This window comes from Ruegeria sp. HKCCSA071, from assembly GCF_017872555.1.
In the GTDB taxonomy this organism is placed as follows: Bacteria; Pseudomonadota; Alphaproteobacteria; order Rhodobacterales; family Rhodobacteraceae; genus Ruegeria.
In genome coordinates, this window is the sequence record NZ_JAEDOX010000001.1 from 982,771 (window position 1) to 998,515 (window position 15,745).

General features: G+C 57.5%; 21 protein-coding genes and 1 tRNA gene. 8 read left to right on the forward strand and 14 right to left on the reverse strand.

The genetic code is table 11. The features are described from left to right. The first annotated feature begins 6 nt into the window (after window positions 1-6). Complete coding sequence (locus I9188_RS04885; protein WP_209504907.1) at window positions 7-894, forward strand: ABC transporter permease subunit; 888 nt, start codon at window positions 7-9, stop codon at window positions 892-894. A gap of 91 nt (window positions 895-985) precedes the next feature. Beyond that, window positions 986-1,792, forward strand: a complete 807-nt coding sequence (locus I9188_RS04890; RefSeq protein ID WP_209504300.1) for an ABC transporter permease subunit — start codon at window positions 986-988, stop codon at window positions 1,790-1,792. A gap of 92 nt (window positions 1,793-1,884) precedes the next feature. Here the strand turns inward: I9188_RS04890 and I9188_RS04895 are convergent. Together I9188_RS04895 and I9188_RS04900 are read right to left on the reverse strand one after the other, a co-directional pair. Further along, window positions 1,885-1,961: transfer RNA gene (locus I9188_RS04895), tRNA-His, on the reverse strand. A 48-nt stretch (window positions 1,962-2,009) separates the two neighbouring features. Beyond that, window positions 2,010-2,492 (reverse strand): GNAT family N-acetyltransferase, encoded by a 483-nt coding sequence (locus I9188_RS04900; RefSeq protein ID WP_209504301.1) that lies wholly within the window; start codon window positions 2,490-2,492, stop codon window positions 2,010-2,012. A 77-nt stretch (window positions 2,493-2,569) separates the two neighbouring features. Here I9188_RS04900 and I9188_RS04905 point away from each other — a divergent pair, with 77 nt between their 5' ends. Further along, complete coding sequence (locus I9188_RS04905) at window positions 2,570-2,758, forward strand: DUF6324 family protein (protein WP_117869403.1); 189 nt, start codon at window positions 2,570-2,572, stop codon at window positions 2,756-2,758. A 4-nt stretch (window positions 2,759-2,762) separates the two neighbouring features. Here I9188_RS04905 and I9188_RS04910 read toward each other — a convergent pair whose 3' ends face one another. Continuing rightward, complete coding sequence (locus I9188_RS04910; RefSeq protein WP_209504302.1) at window positions 2,763-3,194, reverse strand: MmcB family DNA repair protein; 432 nt, start codon at window positions 3,192-3,194, stop codon at window positions 2,763-2,765. A gap of 114 nt (window positions 3,195-3,308) precedes the next feature. Between I9188_RS04910 and I9188_RS04915 the strand changes: the two genes are divergently transcribed. Then, a complete protein-coding gene (locus I9188_RS04915) occupies window positions 3,309-3,629 on the forward strand; it encodes a metalloregulator ArsR/SmtB family transcription factor (protein WP_209504303.1) in 321 nt (106 codons plus the stop codon). Further along, a complete protein-coding gene (locus tag I9188_RS04920; protein WP_209504304.1) occupies window positions 3,626-4,051 on the forward strand; it encodes an SRPBCC domain-containing protein in 426 nt (141 codons plus the stop codon). Before I9188_RS04915 ends, I9188_RS04920 begins: the two co-directional genes overlap by 4 nt. Before the next feature lie 214 nt (window positions 4,052-4,265). Here the strand turns inward: I9188_RS04920 and I9188_RS04925 are convergent, their stop codons facing one another. From I9188_RS04925 to I9188_RS04945, 5 genes are all read right to left on the reverse strand, one after another. Beyond that, window positions 4,266-4,571, reverse strand: a complete 306-nt coding sequence (locus I9188_RS04925; RefSeq protein WP_209504305.1) for a hypothetical protein — start codon at window positions 4,569-4,571, stop codon at window positions 4,266-4,268. Window positions 4,572-4,630: 59 nt separating this feature from the next. After that, on the reverse strand, window positions 4,631-5,113 hold the full coding sequence (nusB, locus tag I9188_RS04930; RefSeq protein ID WP_209504306.1) for a transcription antitermination factor NusB: 483 nt from the start codon (window positions 5,111-5,113) through the stop codon (window positions 4,631-4,633). Then, complete coding sequence (locus tag I9188_RS04935) at window positions 5,110-5,661, reverse strand: 6,7-dimethyl-8-ribityllumazine synthase (protein WP_209504307.1); 552 nt, start codon at window positions 5,659-5,661, stop codon at window positions 5,110-5,112. Before I9188_RS04935 ends, nusB begins: the two co-directional genes overlap by 4 nt. Window positions 5,662-5,663: 2 nt before the next feature. After that, window positions 5,664-6,785 (reverse strand): 3,4-dihydroxy-2-butanone-4-phosphate synthase, encoded by a 1,122-nt coding sequence (gene ribB / locus I9188_RS04940; RefSeq protein WP_209504308.1) that lies wholly within the window; start codon window positions 6,783-6,785, stop codon window positions 5,664-5,666. A gap of 104 nt (window positions 6,786-6,889) precedes the next feature. Then, the gene (locus I9188_RS04945; RefSeq protein ID WP_209504309.1) at window positions 6,890-7,477 is read right to left on the reverse strand and encodes a riboflavin synthase; all 588 of its coding nucleotides are present in this window, start codon (window positions 7,475-7,477) and stop codon (window positions 6,890-6,892) included. Between the two features lie 141 nt (window positions 7,478-7,618). Between I9188_RS04945 and I9188_RS04950 the strand changes: the two genes are divergently transcribed. From I9188_RS04950 to I9188_RS04960, 3 genes are all read left to right on the forward strand, one after another. After that, window positions 7,619-8,917 carry a capsular biosynthesis protein gene (locus I9188_RS04950; RefSeq protein ID WP_209504310.1) on the forward strand — a complete coding sequence of 433 codons (1,299 nt, stop codon included), beginning with the start codon at window positions 7,619-7,621 and terminating at the stop codon, window positions 8,915-8,917. Window positions 8,918-8,997: 80 nt separating this feature from the next. Then, complete coding sequence (locus I9188_RS04955; RefSeq protein ID WP_348540319.1) at window positions 8,998-10,131, forward strand: polysaccharide biosynthesis/export family protein; 1,134 nt, start codon at window positions 8,998-9,000, stop codon at window positions 10,129-10,131. 3 nt (window positions 10,132-10,134) lie between these two features. After that, a complete protein-coding gene (locus I9188_RS04960; RefSeq protein WP_209504311.1) occupies window positions 10,135-12,135 on the forward strand; it encodes a capsular polysaccharide biosynthesis protein in 2,001 nt (666 codons plus the stop codon). A gap of 2 nt (window positions 12,136-12,137) precedes the next feature. On the opposite strand, the gene ribD is transcribed toward I9188_RS04960, so the two are convergent. The 6 genes from ribD to I9188_RS04990 form a co-directional block, all read right to left on the reverse strand. Beyond that, the gene (ribD, locus tag I9188_RS04965) at window positions 12,138-13,238 is read right to left on the reverse strand and encodes a bifunctional diaminohydroxyphosphoribosylaminopyrimidine deaminase/5-amino-6-(5-phosphoribosylamino)uracil reductase RibD (RefSeq protein WP_209504312.1); all 1,101 of its coding nucleotides are present in this window, start codon (window positions 13,236-13,238) and stop codon (window positions 12,138-12,140) included. Further along, on the reverse strand, window positions 13,235-13,705 hold the full coding sequence (gene nrdR, locus I9188_RS04970; protein WP_209504313.1) for a transcriptional regulator NrdR: 471 nt from the start codon (window positions 13,703-13,705) through the stop codon (window positions 13,235-13,237). The genes ribD and nrdR overlap by 4 nt, the downstream gene beginning before the upstream one ends. Window positions 13,706-13,825: 120 nt before the next feature. Then, entirely contained in the window at window positions 13,826-14,239 is a 414-nt protein-coding gene (locus I9188_RS04975) for a secondary thiamine-phosphate synthase enzyme YjbQ (protein WP_209504314.1), read from the reverse strand. A gap of 21 nt (window positions 14,240-14,260) precedes the next feature. Continuing rightward, window positions 14,261-14,665, reverse strand: coding sequence for a hypothetical protein (locus I9188_RS04980; RefSeq protein ID WP_245220417.1), 405 nt, complete (start codon window positions 14,663-14,665; stop codon window positions 14,261-14,263). 77 nt (window positions 14,666-14,742) lie between these two features. Continuing rightward, entirely contained in the window at window positions 14,743-15,345 is a 603-nt protein-coding gene (locus tag I9188_RS04985) for a DUF4166 domain-containing protein (RefSeq protein WP_348540320.1), read from the reverse strand. Then, entirely contained in the window at window positions 15,291-15,635 is a 345-nt protein-coding gene (locus I9188_RS04990; protein WP_348540327.1) for a DCC1-like thiol-disulfide oxidoreductase family protein, read from the reverse strand. The genes I9188_RS04985 and I9188_RS04990 overlap by 55 nt, the downstream gene beginning before the upstream one ends. Between the last annotated feature and the right edge of the window lie 110 nt (window positions 15,636-15,745).

A 15,745-nucleotide genomic window follows, 5' to 3' on the forward strand; every position in this document is an offset into this window, starting at 1 on the left:
CGCCATATGTTCTCGTACTGCGCTGATCCTGACACGCTGGGCACGTTCCGCTGGTTTTCATGCTACCTGACCAATGGCGTCCACTGGTCATTCTACCTGTCTTTCATCAAGGTTTTGGCCTTGCTGGCTGTGACCGCCCCTGTCGCTCTTGGCTTCGGGTTTGCCGGTGCCATGGCAGCGCGCTCGCATTTCCCCCCGCTCAGCTGGTTGGGCAAAGGGTATATTGCGATTGTGCGCGGCGTGCCCGACATTGCGTTTTTCCTGTTTTTCGTCATCGCGCTGGATCAGGCGTTCGAGTGGACGCGGCATAAGATCTTGTGCCCGGACTGGACCGACCCAATCCGCCAGGGCAATGATTTCATCGTTTGTCAGGCCGCCAAGCTGCCACTTGGAACCGCGCCTGAATGGGTGCATGAAACCTATGGGTTTTTCCTTGCGGTCATCACCTTCTCTATCGTTTTTGGCGCCTTTGCGGCCAATGTCCTGTTCGGCGGAATGCGCGCCGTACCACATGCGCAACTGGAAACGGCCGAAGCCTATGGTATGAATCGCCGCCAGACGTTCTGGAAAATCCTCGTACCTCAGATGTGGGTCTACGCGCTGCCCGGCCTGTCCAATCTATGGATGGTGCTGATCAAGGCGACACCCCTGCTCTTCCTGCTGGGCGTCGAAGATATCGTGTATTGGGCGCGCGAACTTGGCGGCACCAAAACCTCGAAATTCACGCAATATCCACATGGCGATTGGCGCATGTGGTATTTCCTGTTCCTGCTGATCTTCTACCTTGGCATGACCCGTTTCTCGGAGATTGGGCTGGAAAAACTGATGCGGCGATTGTCCCACGGACAGGCCACTTCCGGCGGAGAGCTTCTGCGCAAGGAGACCACGGCATGATGATCCGCGTTCACGACAGCAACCGGGTGCCGCACGCGATTGCACAGCAATCTCTTTCGCGCCCGCAATCTCCTTTCCAAGGAGCCCGATCATGAGCTGCATCCAGACCATTCAGGATTACGGCCTGCGGTCGTTTGGCTTTGGCGAGCGCCTGCTGCCTAAAACCGATTTCACCCTGTGCGAACAATTCACCCTGATCGGCTCGGGCATGATCTGGAACATCTATTTCGGCGTCATGGCGCTGGCGACCGGGTTCTTTCTGGCCACTGCACTGGCCGTCGGCAAAGCCTCGACCAACAAATGGCTGCGCAAACCTGCCGAATGGTTCATCTTTCTGTTCCGGGGCTCGCCTCTCTTTATCCAGTTCTTCTTTGCTTATTTCTTCTTCCTGTCGCTGAAGAAAACATATCCGATGTTCGACGCCTTTACCTCTGCCTGGCTGGGGGCGCTGATCGTGCTGTTCCTGAACACTGCCGCTTATTCGGGTGAGATTTTTTACGGTGCCCTGCGCTCGATCCCCAAGGGAGATATCGAAGCGGCAGATGCCTATGGCATGTCCGGCTGGTCGCGGTTTCGGCGGATCGTCTGGCCCACCATGCTGCGTCTGGCCTGGCCGGCCTACACAAACGAGGCGATCTTTCTGTTCCATGCCACCACGCTGGTCTTCTTCTCGGCCTTTCCGGCCTGGCAGCAACGTGGCGACGCGCTCTATTACGCCAGCTATTTCGCGGACAAAACGTTCAACCCCTTCATCCCCTATCCAATTCTGGCCTTCTATTTCATCTTGCTGACATTGGTGATTGTCGGGGGATTTGGCCTGATCAACAAACGCCTGAACCGCCACCTGCCCACCGCCAAACGGGCAAAAATGCGGTTCAAACTGAACCTGGCGCGCTAAAGGTCATCGCCCCGGACATACCGGCGTTCAAGCCTACACTACACTTGTAATACGCTTGGCGGTGCGAACACGGACAGTCGATTTTGGGGGAATGGTACCGCCTCCCTGGCTTGAACAGGGGACCTCTGGATCCACAATCCAGCGCTCTAACCAACTGAGCTAAGGCGGCACTTTGTGAGGGGCGATGTACCGAACGCGCCCGGGGAATGCAAGAGGATTAAAGCCGAATTCTCCAGCTTTGTTCGACAAGGTCGACCCCAAAGGAATGCACCGGTTTGCTGTCGATCAGTTCCCAGCCAAACGCCCTGTAAAGCGCGCAGGCAGCCGTATGGCTTTCATGGGTCCACAGAACCATTTCCCGAAATCCGGCCTCGCGTGCGAAGTCTGTACAGGTCTGCAACAGCTGTTTCCCCAACCCAAGTCCCCGCGCCTCGGGGACTAGCAGGAAGAGGCGCAGTTTGGCGGTTGTCTGGTCAACACGCACGCTGAAAATACTACCCAATCTTTGCCCAGCCCGTTCAGCAATCCAGCCTTTTTCAAAGGACGGGTCATTGTTGGCAATGAACTCCTCAAGGATGCGCGCAACCAATGGGGCAAAGCTGTCATCAAATCCTTCGTCGCGCGCATAGAGCAACCCGTGCTGTTCGACCAGCCACGCGGCATCATCGGGGCGAAACGTTCTGAGAACCACATTTTCCATGTTTTATCTGACCGCAAAGGTGACTTGATTCTCAACCCCGTGCGCGCTAGCACGAATGCTCAGTCTCGGAGGCATAGATGGGCATCAATACCGAACGCGATATTCAGGCCAACCTGCAAATCGGTCCGACCGATCAAGGGATGGTACGCTTGTTCATCGAAGCCGACGGCATCGAGATTCCGATGGATTTCGACCCGGAAGAAGCTGAAGAAATCGCCGATGAGATCCGCGCTGCGATACAGGCCGCCCTCGCCGTCAAAGGCTGAGCTTTTATAAGCGCGGATCGCGCAGCGCATGCAGTCGGCGTGCCGCATCTGTCGCAAATTTCTGGATCATCTTCTTGCGCCGCGCCGGGGCAAGCTTGTCCTCAGGCGCCATGCGCACGATCTCGGCATCATAGGCGTCAGCAATGATCAAGCCCGTTTCGTCAGGCAACAGATCGGTCGGAAACTCGGTATCCACGGCCCAGAAGAATCGGTCACACCATTCCAGATAGCCCTGCCATTTGGCATCCGATTGATAATCGGCACGGCTGGATTTGCATTCGATCACCCAAATCTCACCTTTGGGACCCAGCCCCATCACATCGACACGCAAACCACGTGCCGGAACGAATTCTTCAACAGAAACAAAACCATGCGCGGCAAGGTGGCGTGCGACGCCACGCGCCAGTTTCTGTCCGGGCTGCAAATCTAACAACATACCTCAAATGTGAACAATTGGTGAACAAAAGTAAAGCGCTCCATCGCGCTTGACATAATACCATTTGGTATCATATTAATACGATACCAAATGGTATCTCTTCTGGAGTTGCTTATGGATAACCGAACTCAAAACGCGTTCCGTGCGCTGGCCGATCCCACACGTAGGGACATTGTACAATTGCTCTCGTCTCAGGACATGACCATCGGGCAGTTGACAGACCAGTTCGACATGACCCGGGCCGCGGTCAAAAAGCATCTGACCGTGCTATCCGACGGCGGCTTGATCACCGTCGAAACCCGTGGCCGCGAACGCATTAACCGTCTTGAACCACAGGGGATGGCCCCCGTTCTGGACTGGCTCAGGTATTTTGACCAGTTCTGGGACGATCGCCTCAACTCTCTCAAGGAAGCTGTTGAAAGGAAATCGAAATGACCGATGCAGTTCTGAAGAAATCGATCTTTCTGAGGGCCGAACCGGAAACGGTATGGGCTTATCTTACAGACCCGGATCGTCTGGCGGAATGGTTCCACAAACCTCAACACCCTCTGTCCGCGGGTCAAAAGTTGGAGATGTTTGGCACGACAAGCGGCGACCTGTTGATTTGGGGTGAGGTTCGCGTTGCCAACCCTCCCAAATATCTGGAATACACGTTCACCGTAAAACCGATGGGCGACGCGGTGAGCGTGGTCAAGTGGACCCTGGAACCCGTCGCAGGAGGGACGCGCCTTGACCTGCGGCATGAAGGCCTGCCGCAGGGGGCCGATGCCTTTGGCCTGATCCTGGCGCTAGACAAGGGATGGGACGAACACTTTGGCAAGATGCGCACGGCATTGCACGAAACTGTTGATGCCTGACCTCTTGTGCGAACCCGTCAGACGCCCTACTTAAGCGCGTGGCGGGTTCTGCCCTTCTTGTGACAGGTAGCATTCTGGTGGCCTTAAGCAATTCCGAGGGGGCTGGCTCTGTTCAGGTCCTGGCCTGATTACCTGGCGCCCACCTGTATATACAGGTCCTCGGGAATCAAACCACACGGTTGTTTGGTGGTCCCGCCACATTTTCCCCTGAAATTCAGCGCCCTGCTGGGGCTTCCTGCTTTGCGACCGCCGGTTTAAAGCTGTGTACAACAGGGGTGCCCCGGCGCGGGCCTTGCGGCTTTTCTGCCATGCTCATGATCTTGTAGGCGAACTGGACACCCGCAAAGACAATGCCGTTCATGAACCAGATCATCACCAAAGCGATAAGGCCGATTTCCGAACTGGTTATCAGATGGCGCAGGTTTGCAACATTCAGCGCCAACAGGACGCCGACAAACACAGCCGAAATGACAAAGCCCCAGGCAACTTGCGTGATATAAAGGCGGATCAGTTTGGGCATGGCGAACCTCTTTGCGCGATGACATTCAAGTTAGCGCATATTTGGTTCTCGTAAAGGCGTCAGAATGCCTCGGGCTGTGCCTCACGCGCCATGTGATCCAGCACTGCGTTGACGAATTTCGGCTCTTTGCCTTCCGGGAAAAACGCACGCGCCACATCGACGAATTCGGTAATGACAACCTTTGGCGGCGTGTCGCTTTGGGTCAGCTCGGCACCTGCGGCACGGAACACCGCACGAAGGGTTGGATCGATGCGCGCAATCGGCCATTTGGCCACCAGTGCACGGTCGGTCATCTGGTCGATGGCCGCCTGATAGTTCACCGCATTGTCAACCAGGGACCGGAAAACCGAGATGTCGCCATCCAACATCTCCTCACCCTCATAGACAGCGCCAAAACGGTGATCCAGAAACTCATTCACGACAGCTTCGGTCGTTTGCCCGGACTGTTCCATCTGGAACAGCGCCTGCACGGCATAAAGCCGGGCGGCGGATTTCATCAGGCGTTTCTGGTTGGCCGGTTTCGGCGCGTCTGTCTTGGTCATGCTGTCGAGGGTCCGTTGCTGTCGCCCGCCACGAGGATGGACTCGGACGGCGGTTTGAAACCGACGCCCTTTTTGGAAGAGCCCCACTTACGGCTGAGCGCGATCAGATGCAAGGCCGCAGCAGCAGCCCCACCCCCTTTATTCATCTTTTTGGGGTTCGCGCGGACTTCGGCCTGCGCATCATTTTCTACGGTCAGAATACCGTTACCGATGCACAGGCCCTGCAGGCCCATCAACTGGATGGCCCGGCTAGAGTCGTTGCAAACGGTTTCGTAATGCGTTGTCTCGCCACGAATGACGCAGCCCAGCGCGACGTAGCCGTCAAAGTTGCACTGACGATCGGCCATTGCGATAGCGGTCGGGATTTCCAGCGCGCCGGGCACCTCGACTACTTCGCAGGTTCCACCCGCGGCTTCGATTTCGGCCTTCGCGCCCGTGATCAGGTTATCTGCAATCGCACGGTAAAACGGCGCCGCCACGATCAGCAGCTTGACCGGCTTGTCAAATGTCGGTGTCGGCAGAACGCCATGTTCGTCTTGAGCAGCCATGATCAGTCTTCCTTCAGGATCGAACGGGTGCCGACGATGGACAGGCCAAACGCGTCAAGCCCCAGATATACGGTTTGCGGCGAGTCGGTCAGCAGAACCAGTTCCTGAATTCCCATCTTGGACAGGATCTGCGCCCCCAGACCGGTTTGTTTGATTGTGCGCGGCCCCTCGTCGCCCGTGGCATATAGCGAGTTGCGCGGTTGACGGAACAGGCAGACCACGCCCCGTCCTTCTTCAGCAATCTTTTCCATGGCGCGCGGCAGTTCGCGCGAGGATTTCGGACCAAGACCCAGAATATCGGGGGCCTCGTGCAGAGCATGGGTGCGGGTCAACACCGGTTCGGGTGTGGTGATATCGCCCTTGATCATGACCACATGTTCGATGCCATGGGTCTGATCGGTGAACAGCCGCATCTCCCACTCGCCGCCATATTCTGACGTCACCATCTGACGCGAGGTTTCAACCACCAGATTGTCGTTGCGCGACCGGTACGCGATCAGGTCACTGATCGTGCCGATCTTCATGTTGTGCTCTTGCGCAAACTCAACCAGATCAGGCAGACGCGCCATGGTGCCGTCGGGTTTCATGATCTCGCAGATCACGCCCGAGGGATTCAGACCGGCCAGACGTGAGATATCAACGGCAGCCTCGGTATGACCGGCACGCACTAGCACCCCGCCCCGCTTGGCGCGCAAGGGGAAGACGTGGCCGGGCGTTGCGATATGAGCCATCGTGTTCTGCTCGTTGATCGCAGTCGCCACGGTCAGCGCACGGTCGGCGGCAGAAATCCCGGTACTGACCCCTTCGCGCGCCTCGATTGACACGGTGAATGCGGTTTCGTGCCGGGACGAGTTGTTCACCGCCATCATCGGCAGCCCAAGTGCTTCGACCCGTTCTGCTGTCATCGGCAGACAGATCAGGCCACGGCCATGGGTGGCCATAAAGTTAATGGCCTCGGCATCGGCGAACTCGGCAGCAATCACCAGATCGCCCTCGTTTTCGCGATCCTCGTGGTCGACCAGGATATACATCCGGCCCGCACGCGCCTCTTCAATAATGTCTTCGATCGGGCTGATCGCGTCGCGCAGCCGGGCCTCGACCGGGCCGGGTGTCTCAAAGCTCATTGGGCAGCCTTTCGCATGGCATGTTTGAACGGCGGAATAGACCACTGAGGGCACAAAGACCAGTCCACAAACGGCGCAGGTCTGTTCCGACGCGACGTATCGTATCAGGGCATTTCGGCCAGACGCGCCACATAACGGGCCAGCGTATCGATCTCAAGATTGACCCTGTCACCGACCTGCACGTCACCCCAAGTGGTGACCTCTTTGGTGTGTGGAATGAAGTTGATGCCAAAATCGCAATCTGTCACGTCATTGACCGTCAGGGATGTGCCGTTCAGTGCCACCGACCCTTTGGGCGCGATAAACCGTGCAAGATCTTTTGGCGCGCGTAGGGTGACGCGGGTGCTGTCGCCGTCTTCCTTGATCGCGATCACCTCGGCTACGCCATCCACATGGCCCGAAACGATGTGACCGCCCAGTTCGTCACCAACCTTCAGGGCGCGTTCCAGATTGACACGCTTGCCGACAGCCCAGGTGTCGAGATTGGTTTTCGAAACGGTTTCCGCGCTGATCTGGACGTCATACCAATCGTCGCCCAACGCGATCACGGTCAGGCACACACCGTCACTGGCAATCGAGGCCCCGATATCGATGCCCGCAGTGTCATAGGTGGTCCTGATCCGCGCACGCAGGTCTCCCTGCTGCTCCAGCTCGGCGACGGTGCCCATGTCGGTGACGATCCCTGTAAACATTCCGTTAACCCTCAGTTCCTAACCTGTGCCTGACTTTCACCGTCGAGGTAAGGCCAACGGGCCGCGCGGGCAAGCCCTGCCTTGCCGTACACCCACCAAACGGGCATAGTTTTGGCAACAACAACAATACGAGCAGTTCGGATGCCGCACCCGCCTTCAAGGTCTCATGATCGGGTCTTCCTGTTCCTTCAGGGCCCGCACGGACCTTTTTTCCCGGCCTTGGGGCGTATGTTACGCGCCACGGGGGCCCGGGTCTGGCGGGTTGGGTTCAATGCAGGTGATCAGGCGTTCTGGTTCGACAAGGCAAGTTACATCCCGTTTCAGGACAAACCGGAAAACTGGCCCGCAACACTGTCCTCTTTGATCGCTGAAAAAGCTGTTACGGATATTGTTCTTTATGGCGACACCAGACCCATCCATGCGCGTGCGGTCGAAATCGCGCGGTCGTGCGGAGTTACCGTACATGTATTCGAGGAAGGGTATCTGCGCCCCTGGTGGGTGACTTATGAGCGGGACGGGTCAAATGGAAACTCAATGCTGATGTCGCTGGATATTCAGCAGATGCGTCAGGCCATGGCCCTGTCCGACCGAAAGGCACCGCCGCCCCCGTCGCATTGGGGAGACATGCGGCACCATATCTTCTATGGCGCCCTTTATCATTGGTTCGTGATGGCCCTGAACTGTCGCTACCGCAACTTTCAACCGCACAGGGAATTGCCTGTCTCGCAGGAATTCAGATTGTACCTCAAGCGACTGTTTTTGATGCCTTTTCACCGTCTTCAGCGAAGTTTGGCGACGGCGCGGGTCAGATGGGGCGGATACCCCTATCATCTGGTACTGTTGCAGCTTGGGCATGACAGTTCGGTGCAGGCTCATTCCAGCTTTTCGGGTATGTGTGAATTTCTTGAGCTGGTAATCGAAGGATTTGCACAAGGCGCGCCCGCCCATCACAGGCTGGTGGTAAAGGAACACCCCTTGGAAAACCATCGCGAACCGTTGCGACGCCGGGCCCGTGAAATTGCCAGAAAACACGGCATCGGCGACCGTGTTCATTATGTGCCGGGCGGCAAGCTGGCCAGATTGCTGGATGAGGCGAGTTCGGCCGTCACCGTGAATTCCACCGCTGGACAGCAGGTCCTGTGGCGGGGTATTCCATTGCGCATTTTCGGGCGTTCGGTTTACGACAAGCCCGATTTCGTCTCACAGCAGCCGATCGCAGCGTTTTTCGCCGATCCCCGCCACCCGGATACCGAGGCCTATCGCTGTTATCGGCAATTTCTTCTGGAAACCAGTCAGGTACCCGGCGGGTTCTATTCAAGACAAGGCCGCCGTCAGCTGCTGCGCCGCGCCGTGGATATGCTTTTGGACACCAACGATCCTTACCAATCGGTCCTGAATACGAACGAGGCGCGAACGACACAGTTGAAAGTCGTCGAATGAAACGGGTGGTGTGTGACTGGAAGTTAAGCAACTTACCAGCTAGTCTTCACGCAACTACAAAAGACTGAGGGTATCGGGCGGTGAAAGTCTCTCCTAGGCGATGGATGCGGGGTGTGTCCCTTGTGGCTGCAATTGGTCTGCTGGCTGCGTGCCAGTTGCCAAAATCCGGACCGAACAAATCCGAAATTCTGGCCGGTTCAGTTCAAAACGGGGGCAACGCATATGTCGTTGAAGTTGACGACAATGTCACACGCGCGACGTCCGCCATTCCTCAGTATGGCTTTTCGTCCTCCTTCAGCAGTGCCCAGACATTGACCGCAGATACCGTCCGCCCTGGTGACGTGCTGGGGCTGACCATCTGGGAAAACGTCGACGATGGCTTGCTGTCAGGCGAAACCGGTCTTGCGACCGCGTTGAACGAGGTTCAGGTCGATAGTGACGGATTTATCTTTGTCCCCTATGCAGGCCGGATTCGGGCCGCGGGAAACACGCCGGAACAGCTGCGCGTTCTGATCACAGACAAGCTTCAGGAACAAACGCCGGACCCGCAGGTCGAAGTACGGCGCGTCGCGGGTGACGGGTCCACCGTCTCGCTGACGGGCACGGTCGCCGCACCGGGCATTTATCCGATTGAACGGCCAACCCGATCGCTGCTTGGTATGTTGTCCCAGGCGGGCGGGGTCTCGGTCGCGTCGGACATCGCGCTGGTGACCCTGATCCGGGGCGATCAGAAGGGTACCGTTTGGTACGAGGACCTGTTCCGCAACCCCAAGCTGGACGTCGCCCTGCGCGGTGGCGACCGCATTCTGGTGGAAGAGGACAGCAGATCGTATATCGCCCTTGGCGCAACCGGGGGCCAGTCGCGCGTGGCATTTGAAAGTCAGGACCTGTCGGCTCTGGAAGCCTTGGCGCAGGTCGGTGGTCTGCTGACGCTTTCCTCGGATCCAACGGGAATATTCATTCTGCGCAAGGAACGTCAGGATGTCGCCCGCAGTATCACCGGACGCGCCGACCTCAAAGGGGATCAGCGCATGATCTACCTGCTGAACCTGACAGCCCCCAACGGCCTGTTCATTGCACGCGATTTCGTGATCCGGGATGATGATACAATCTACGTGACCGAAGCGCCCTATGCGCAGTGGAGCAAGTCGATCTCACTTATCGCAGGCGGTCTGACGCCCGTTGCAAACGTTGCCACGCTAACTGGCAATTGATGCATGCGTCCCGATCCCGACACGTCAGCCGGGAGCGGGCTAAATCGGCTGTTTGTCTATAACGGCGGCTTTCTGACCCAGAAACGTCTGAGACGAATTCTGACGCTTTCGGGTTACGACATTTGTCTGGGACTTCCGAAAGAAGGCGATTGCGTAGGCGTCTGGGGCAACAGCCCGACAGCACATCGCGGCCTTAAGATCGCCGAAAAACACGCTGCCCCGGTTCTGCGGGTCGAGGACGCCTTTCTCAGATCTCGGCACCCGGGCCGGAATGGCGAGCCCCCCTTGGGGCTGTTGCTGGATCGTTCCGGCCTGCATTTCGATGCCGCCACGCCGTCTGAACTTGAGACAGTGCTGACCACGCACCCTCTGGATGACACGGCCCTGCTGGACCGTGCCCGCGCCGCGATCACGCGGATCAGAGAGCTTAACCTCAGCAAATATTCCGCCTTCGATCTCGATCTTGATCCACCCGATCCGGGTTATGTTCTGGTGATCGATCAGACGGTCGGCGATGCTTCAGTAACTGCAAGCGGAGCGGACCGCGCCCGGTTTCTTGAAATGCTTGTCTTGGCGCAGGAGGAAAACCCCGGCGCGCGTATCCTGATCAAGACACATCCTGAAACACTGGCGGGTCACCGTCAGGGGCATTTCACCGATCAGGACTTGTCAGACCGGATATCACGGTTCAACGACCCGATCAGCCCATGGCCGTTGCTTGAAGGGGCCGTTGCTGTTTACACCGTGTCCTCGCAACTGGGGTTCGAGGCAATTCTGGCGGGCCACAAACCGCGTGTGTTCGGCCAACCTTTCTATGCCGGATGGGGCCTGACGCAGGATGACAGACCCGTTCCGCGCCGCCAGCGCAGCCTGACACGGGCGCAATTGTTCGCGGCCGCCATGCTGCTGTACCCGACTTGGTACGATCCCTATCGCGATCAACTGTGCGAGCTGGAAACGGTGCTGAACACGTTAGAGGCACAGACCCGCGCCTGGCGACAGGACAAGAACGGCTGGACGGCATCCGGGATGCGCTTGTGGAAACGCAGGCATTTGCAACAGTTTTTCGGGCAACATGGAACGCTGCGTTTCACGGCATCTCAAGCCAGCACACCGGACCGCCCCCACATGGTCTGGGCCAGCCAGGCAAGGAACACCGAAGGGGCGGTTCGGGTCGAAGACGGGTTCCTGCGTTCACGCGGGCTTGGGGCGGAACTAGTCCCGCCATTGTCGCTAGTGACGGACGAGATCGGTATCTATTACGACCCGACAAAACCCAGCCAGTTGGAAGAGCTGATCACTTTGCGTGAAACGTTGAGGCCGGATCAGGACCTGCGCGCGGAACGTCTTGTCGAAAACCTTTTGGCCGCAGGCCTGAGCAAATACAATACCGGCAATCCGACCAGCCGCCTGCCCGAAGGCCATCGTATTCTTGTGCCCGGACAGGTCGAGGACGATGCCTCGATCCTGTTGGGAACCAGCGCGGTTCGCAACAATCTGGACCTGCTGAAAACTGTGCGCGACGCCAATCCCGATGCGATCCTGATTTACAAACCTCACCCCGATGTCGAAGCGGGTCTGCGCGAAGGCAGGATCGATGCCGAGGCGATTGCAGACATTGTCGTAACCCAAACAGACCCCGCATCATTGTTGCCGCACGTGCAGGAAGTATGGACCATGACATCGCTTCTGGGGTTCGAAGCTTTGCTGCGCGGCGTGAAGGTTACAACTCTGGGCGCGCCCTTTTATGCGGGTTGGGGGCTGACAACGGATCTGGGGGCTGTTCCCGCCCGGCGTGGCGCAAGACCGACGTTGATGGGCCTCGTCCATGCCACCCTGATTGATTACCCACGTTATTTCGACCCTGTCACAGGGCAACCCTGCCCCGTCGAGGTTGCCGTTGAACGTCTGGCGCAGGGCACTTGTGCTCCGACCGGTCCGTTCAATCGTGTTCTGTCAAAACTTCAGGGTGTGTTTGCGACACATGCGCACTTGTGGCGCTAACGCTAGTCCGACGCCCTGCGCCAACGGTGCAGGATATCACCACCCACCACTTTCGCTTCGATCAGTTCGAACCGTGGCGCGGCGTCCAGTGTCGTTAAAGCCAATGTTCCCACAGCAGCCAGACCTTCGGCACCGATGGTCAATCCGGCAGTAAATCCGACCAGTTCATCCACCAGATCCTCGGCCAGTAGCGACGCTGCCAGCGCCGCCCCACCTTCGCAGAAGACGCTGGTCAGACCGGCTTGTCCCAACTGTTGGAGAAGATCGACCGCGTCAATTTGATGATCCCTCAACGCGCAGGGGATCAGCTTTGCACCTAGTCTTTCCCAGGCTTTCGCGCGCTCTGCATCCGGGTGATGCGCATGGCAGAGCCAGACAGGTGTCTTTGATGCCGTGCGAGCCAAATGCCCCATCAGGGATATGTCCATATGGCGCGAAACCACAACGCGCACGGGCTGATGATCAATGCCAAGGTCCCGAACCGTCAGTGACGGGTCGTCGGCCCGCGCCGTACCGGCACCGACCATCACCGCATCGTGTCGCGCGCGCATGGCATGGACGACGCGGCGCGCCTGTGGCCCGGTAATCCATTGGCTGTGCCCGGTCGAGGTTGCGATCCGCCCGTCAAAACTGCTGGCCAGCTTGAGGGTTACAAAAGGTCGGCCCTGCTCGGTTTTCAGGAAGAAGCCTTCCAGATCACGTTCCGCCTGCTCTGCGAGGACACCGGTTACGACCTTAATCCCGGCCTCGTGCAGCTTGGCAAAGCCCTGCCCTGCGACACGCGGATCGCTGTCTTCCACGGCTGCCACGACACGGGTGACACCCGCAGCAATCAATGCCTCGGCACAGGGCGGTGTCTTTCCGTGATGGGCGCAGGGCTCCAAAGTCACATAGGCGGTCGCGCCACGCGCGGCCTGCCCGGCCTGCGCCAAAGCCTCAGTCTCGGCATGGGGACGGCCGCCCGGCTGGGTCCAACCGCGCCCGACAATCCGGCCTTTGCGCACGATAACGCAACCCACGGCAGGGTTTGGCCAGCACGTCCCCTGGCCGCGCCGCCCCAATGACAGAGCCAGCGCCATAAACCGCTTATCTGTTTCGCTCACTCGTCCGTCGAAGGCTGCGGCGGTCGCAGTTCGTGGACAAACTCCTCGAAATCATCGGCCGCCTGGAAATTCTTGTACACACTCGCAAAGCGAACATAAGCGACGGTATCGATCCGCGCCAGAGCTTCCATAACGATCTCACCGATCTTGTGGGACGGGATATCCGTGTCGCCCATGCTTTCCAGCCGGCGCACAATACCCGAAATCATCTGATCGATCCGCTCGGGATCAACCGGCCGTTTCTGCATCGATATGCGGATCGAACGTTCCAGTTTATCGCGGTCGAAATCTTCGCGTTTACCATTGGTCTTTATGACAACCAGATCACGCAGCTGCACACGCTCATAGGTCGTGAACCGCCCGCCACATGCTGGGCAGAACCGACGTCGGCGGATTGCCACGTGATCCTCTGCCGGGCGTGAATCTTTTACCTGAGTATCGATATTTCCGCAAAACGGGCAGCGCATCCGCCGTCTCCTCGTCCCTTGTTCCGCCTCTTTTTGTAAGTGCTGCGACTTACTTATCCACAACTATAGGGCAGCAACTAGGGTTTGGGTAGTCGGAAATTTCAACCGCTAGATAAAGGGTCAGGTCAGGTGTGCTGCAATCCGTCTCTGGTGTGGTACCGTGCGGTGTTCAAACAGATAGATCCCCTGCCATGTTCCAAGGCATGGGCGACCCTGCACCACAGGTATCGACAAGGATACCGGCAACAGCGCAGCCTTTATATGCGCTGGCATGTCATCGGGGCCTTCGTAGGTATGCCTTAGATACGACATTGACGGGTGATCGGATGGCGGCACCAGCCTTTCGAAGAACGCCCGAAGATCAGTTTGAACTTCGGGGTCCGCGTTTTCCTGAATAAGCAATGAACAGGAAGTGTGGCGAACGAAAAGCGTCAGCAATCCATCCGTCGCCACCTGCCCCAGCCACCGCGTCACTTCAGACGTGAATTCGTATAACCCTGATCCTTTTGTACGGATTGCAAATTCAGTCTGCATTCGCGGTGTCTCGCCGTTCTGTCAGTCGTTATAGAACGGTCGATAGTTACACCTGGCATTCGCGCCTTGTACAGACATGCTGTCGCTAGGTTGAAAACCGATTGTAACAAAACTGCTTGGCTGTACATCGACATTCTGGGGCGGCTTGATCGAAAACTGAACCGCCGTCTTACGCCCGGTGGTGACGCTTGGCCCATACCCACGCAACACATAGATTGGATCGCGCCAGCCCGCGCCCAATGTACGCCGAGCATAATCCGCTGCGGCGCACCAGTATCCTTCGGTGCGCCGGTCGCCTCGCGGAATAACCTCGAAGTCAGTGGCGTTTATCGGCTCGGTCCGGTAACCGTGCGGCGCCGCGTCAGCCGTCATTGGAATGCTGAACGCCAGGGCGGCAAGCGCGGCAAATGTCCGTGTATGTTTCATTGTCATAATTCCCTGATTGTGTGTCTCAAAAAGGTTAGGCCATAAGCTTCGTCGGCACAGGGTCGCTCACGTTCTGTTTAGTCCGTCTCGTGCGATGCGTGAACCGGCGTGAGCCAGCCCTGGTATCTGATCAACATTCCCAGTCCCGGCGCGTCTGCAGACACATCAAACCGAAAGCGCCCCGCTTTGTCCTGCCATTCGCGCGTTCTTGATCGCGGCAAGGTAAAAGATGGCATCGGGATGCCAAACACGGTCAGGCGGAGGATTTTGATATGCATCCCATTTTCCCGCCAAACGGGCTGCAACCAGATCGAGATCGCGCCAAAAGATTCACGGACACACTCTCTTTTTGTATCATATTTCAGAGTTGATCGGGTTTTGTGGCCCGCAAAATTCCGATTCCATGACCAGAATTCGCCATTAATATCAATGTGCAGGGAGACGGGGACGTCTTTGCCGCTTTGCGGAAACCCGGCCAGACGTGTTGCAAGGGCAACCCATATCCCTTTGCCACGTTCGATGTCGCAACGTCCTGCAAAGCAGCCCTCGCTCATGTGCAAAACTCGAACCGCCTCTGGCAACTTTTCGGTCGATCCTACCGCCTTAAGAAAGGGATCGCCCATCGCTAGTACCCGTTTTCGGCAAAACGAGCCCTGATATCGGGACTGGGAACCAGACATGTTTCGGAACGCCCAAAGAATGCATATCTGTTTCGTGCGATCAGGCGATAGGTCGGATCCTTGATGAGCCAAGGCAGAAACCGACACATTGATAACAGCGACCATGGGCCGCGCAACTGTCGCATCGCCGCTGCAAATGCATCCAGATGCTGAAAAACAGCGCCATTCACGACCACCAGATTTGTTGGAAAATCCTGTGTGGGAAGGCCGAGATCACGATATAGCTTTTGCCCAAGCGGGGACTGCGCCGTTGCAAATTGAAAAACATGGCGCTGGTCACGTTTCAGCATAAACTGGAAAAACCCCGAACACAGCACGCATTCGCCGTCAAACACAATTAGGTTTTTGTCATAAACCGCTGTATTCTCAAAAATATCCTGCAAGGTTTTACACCGGAACT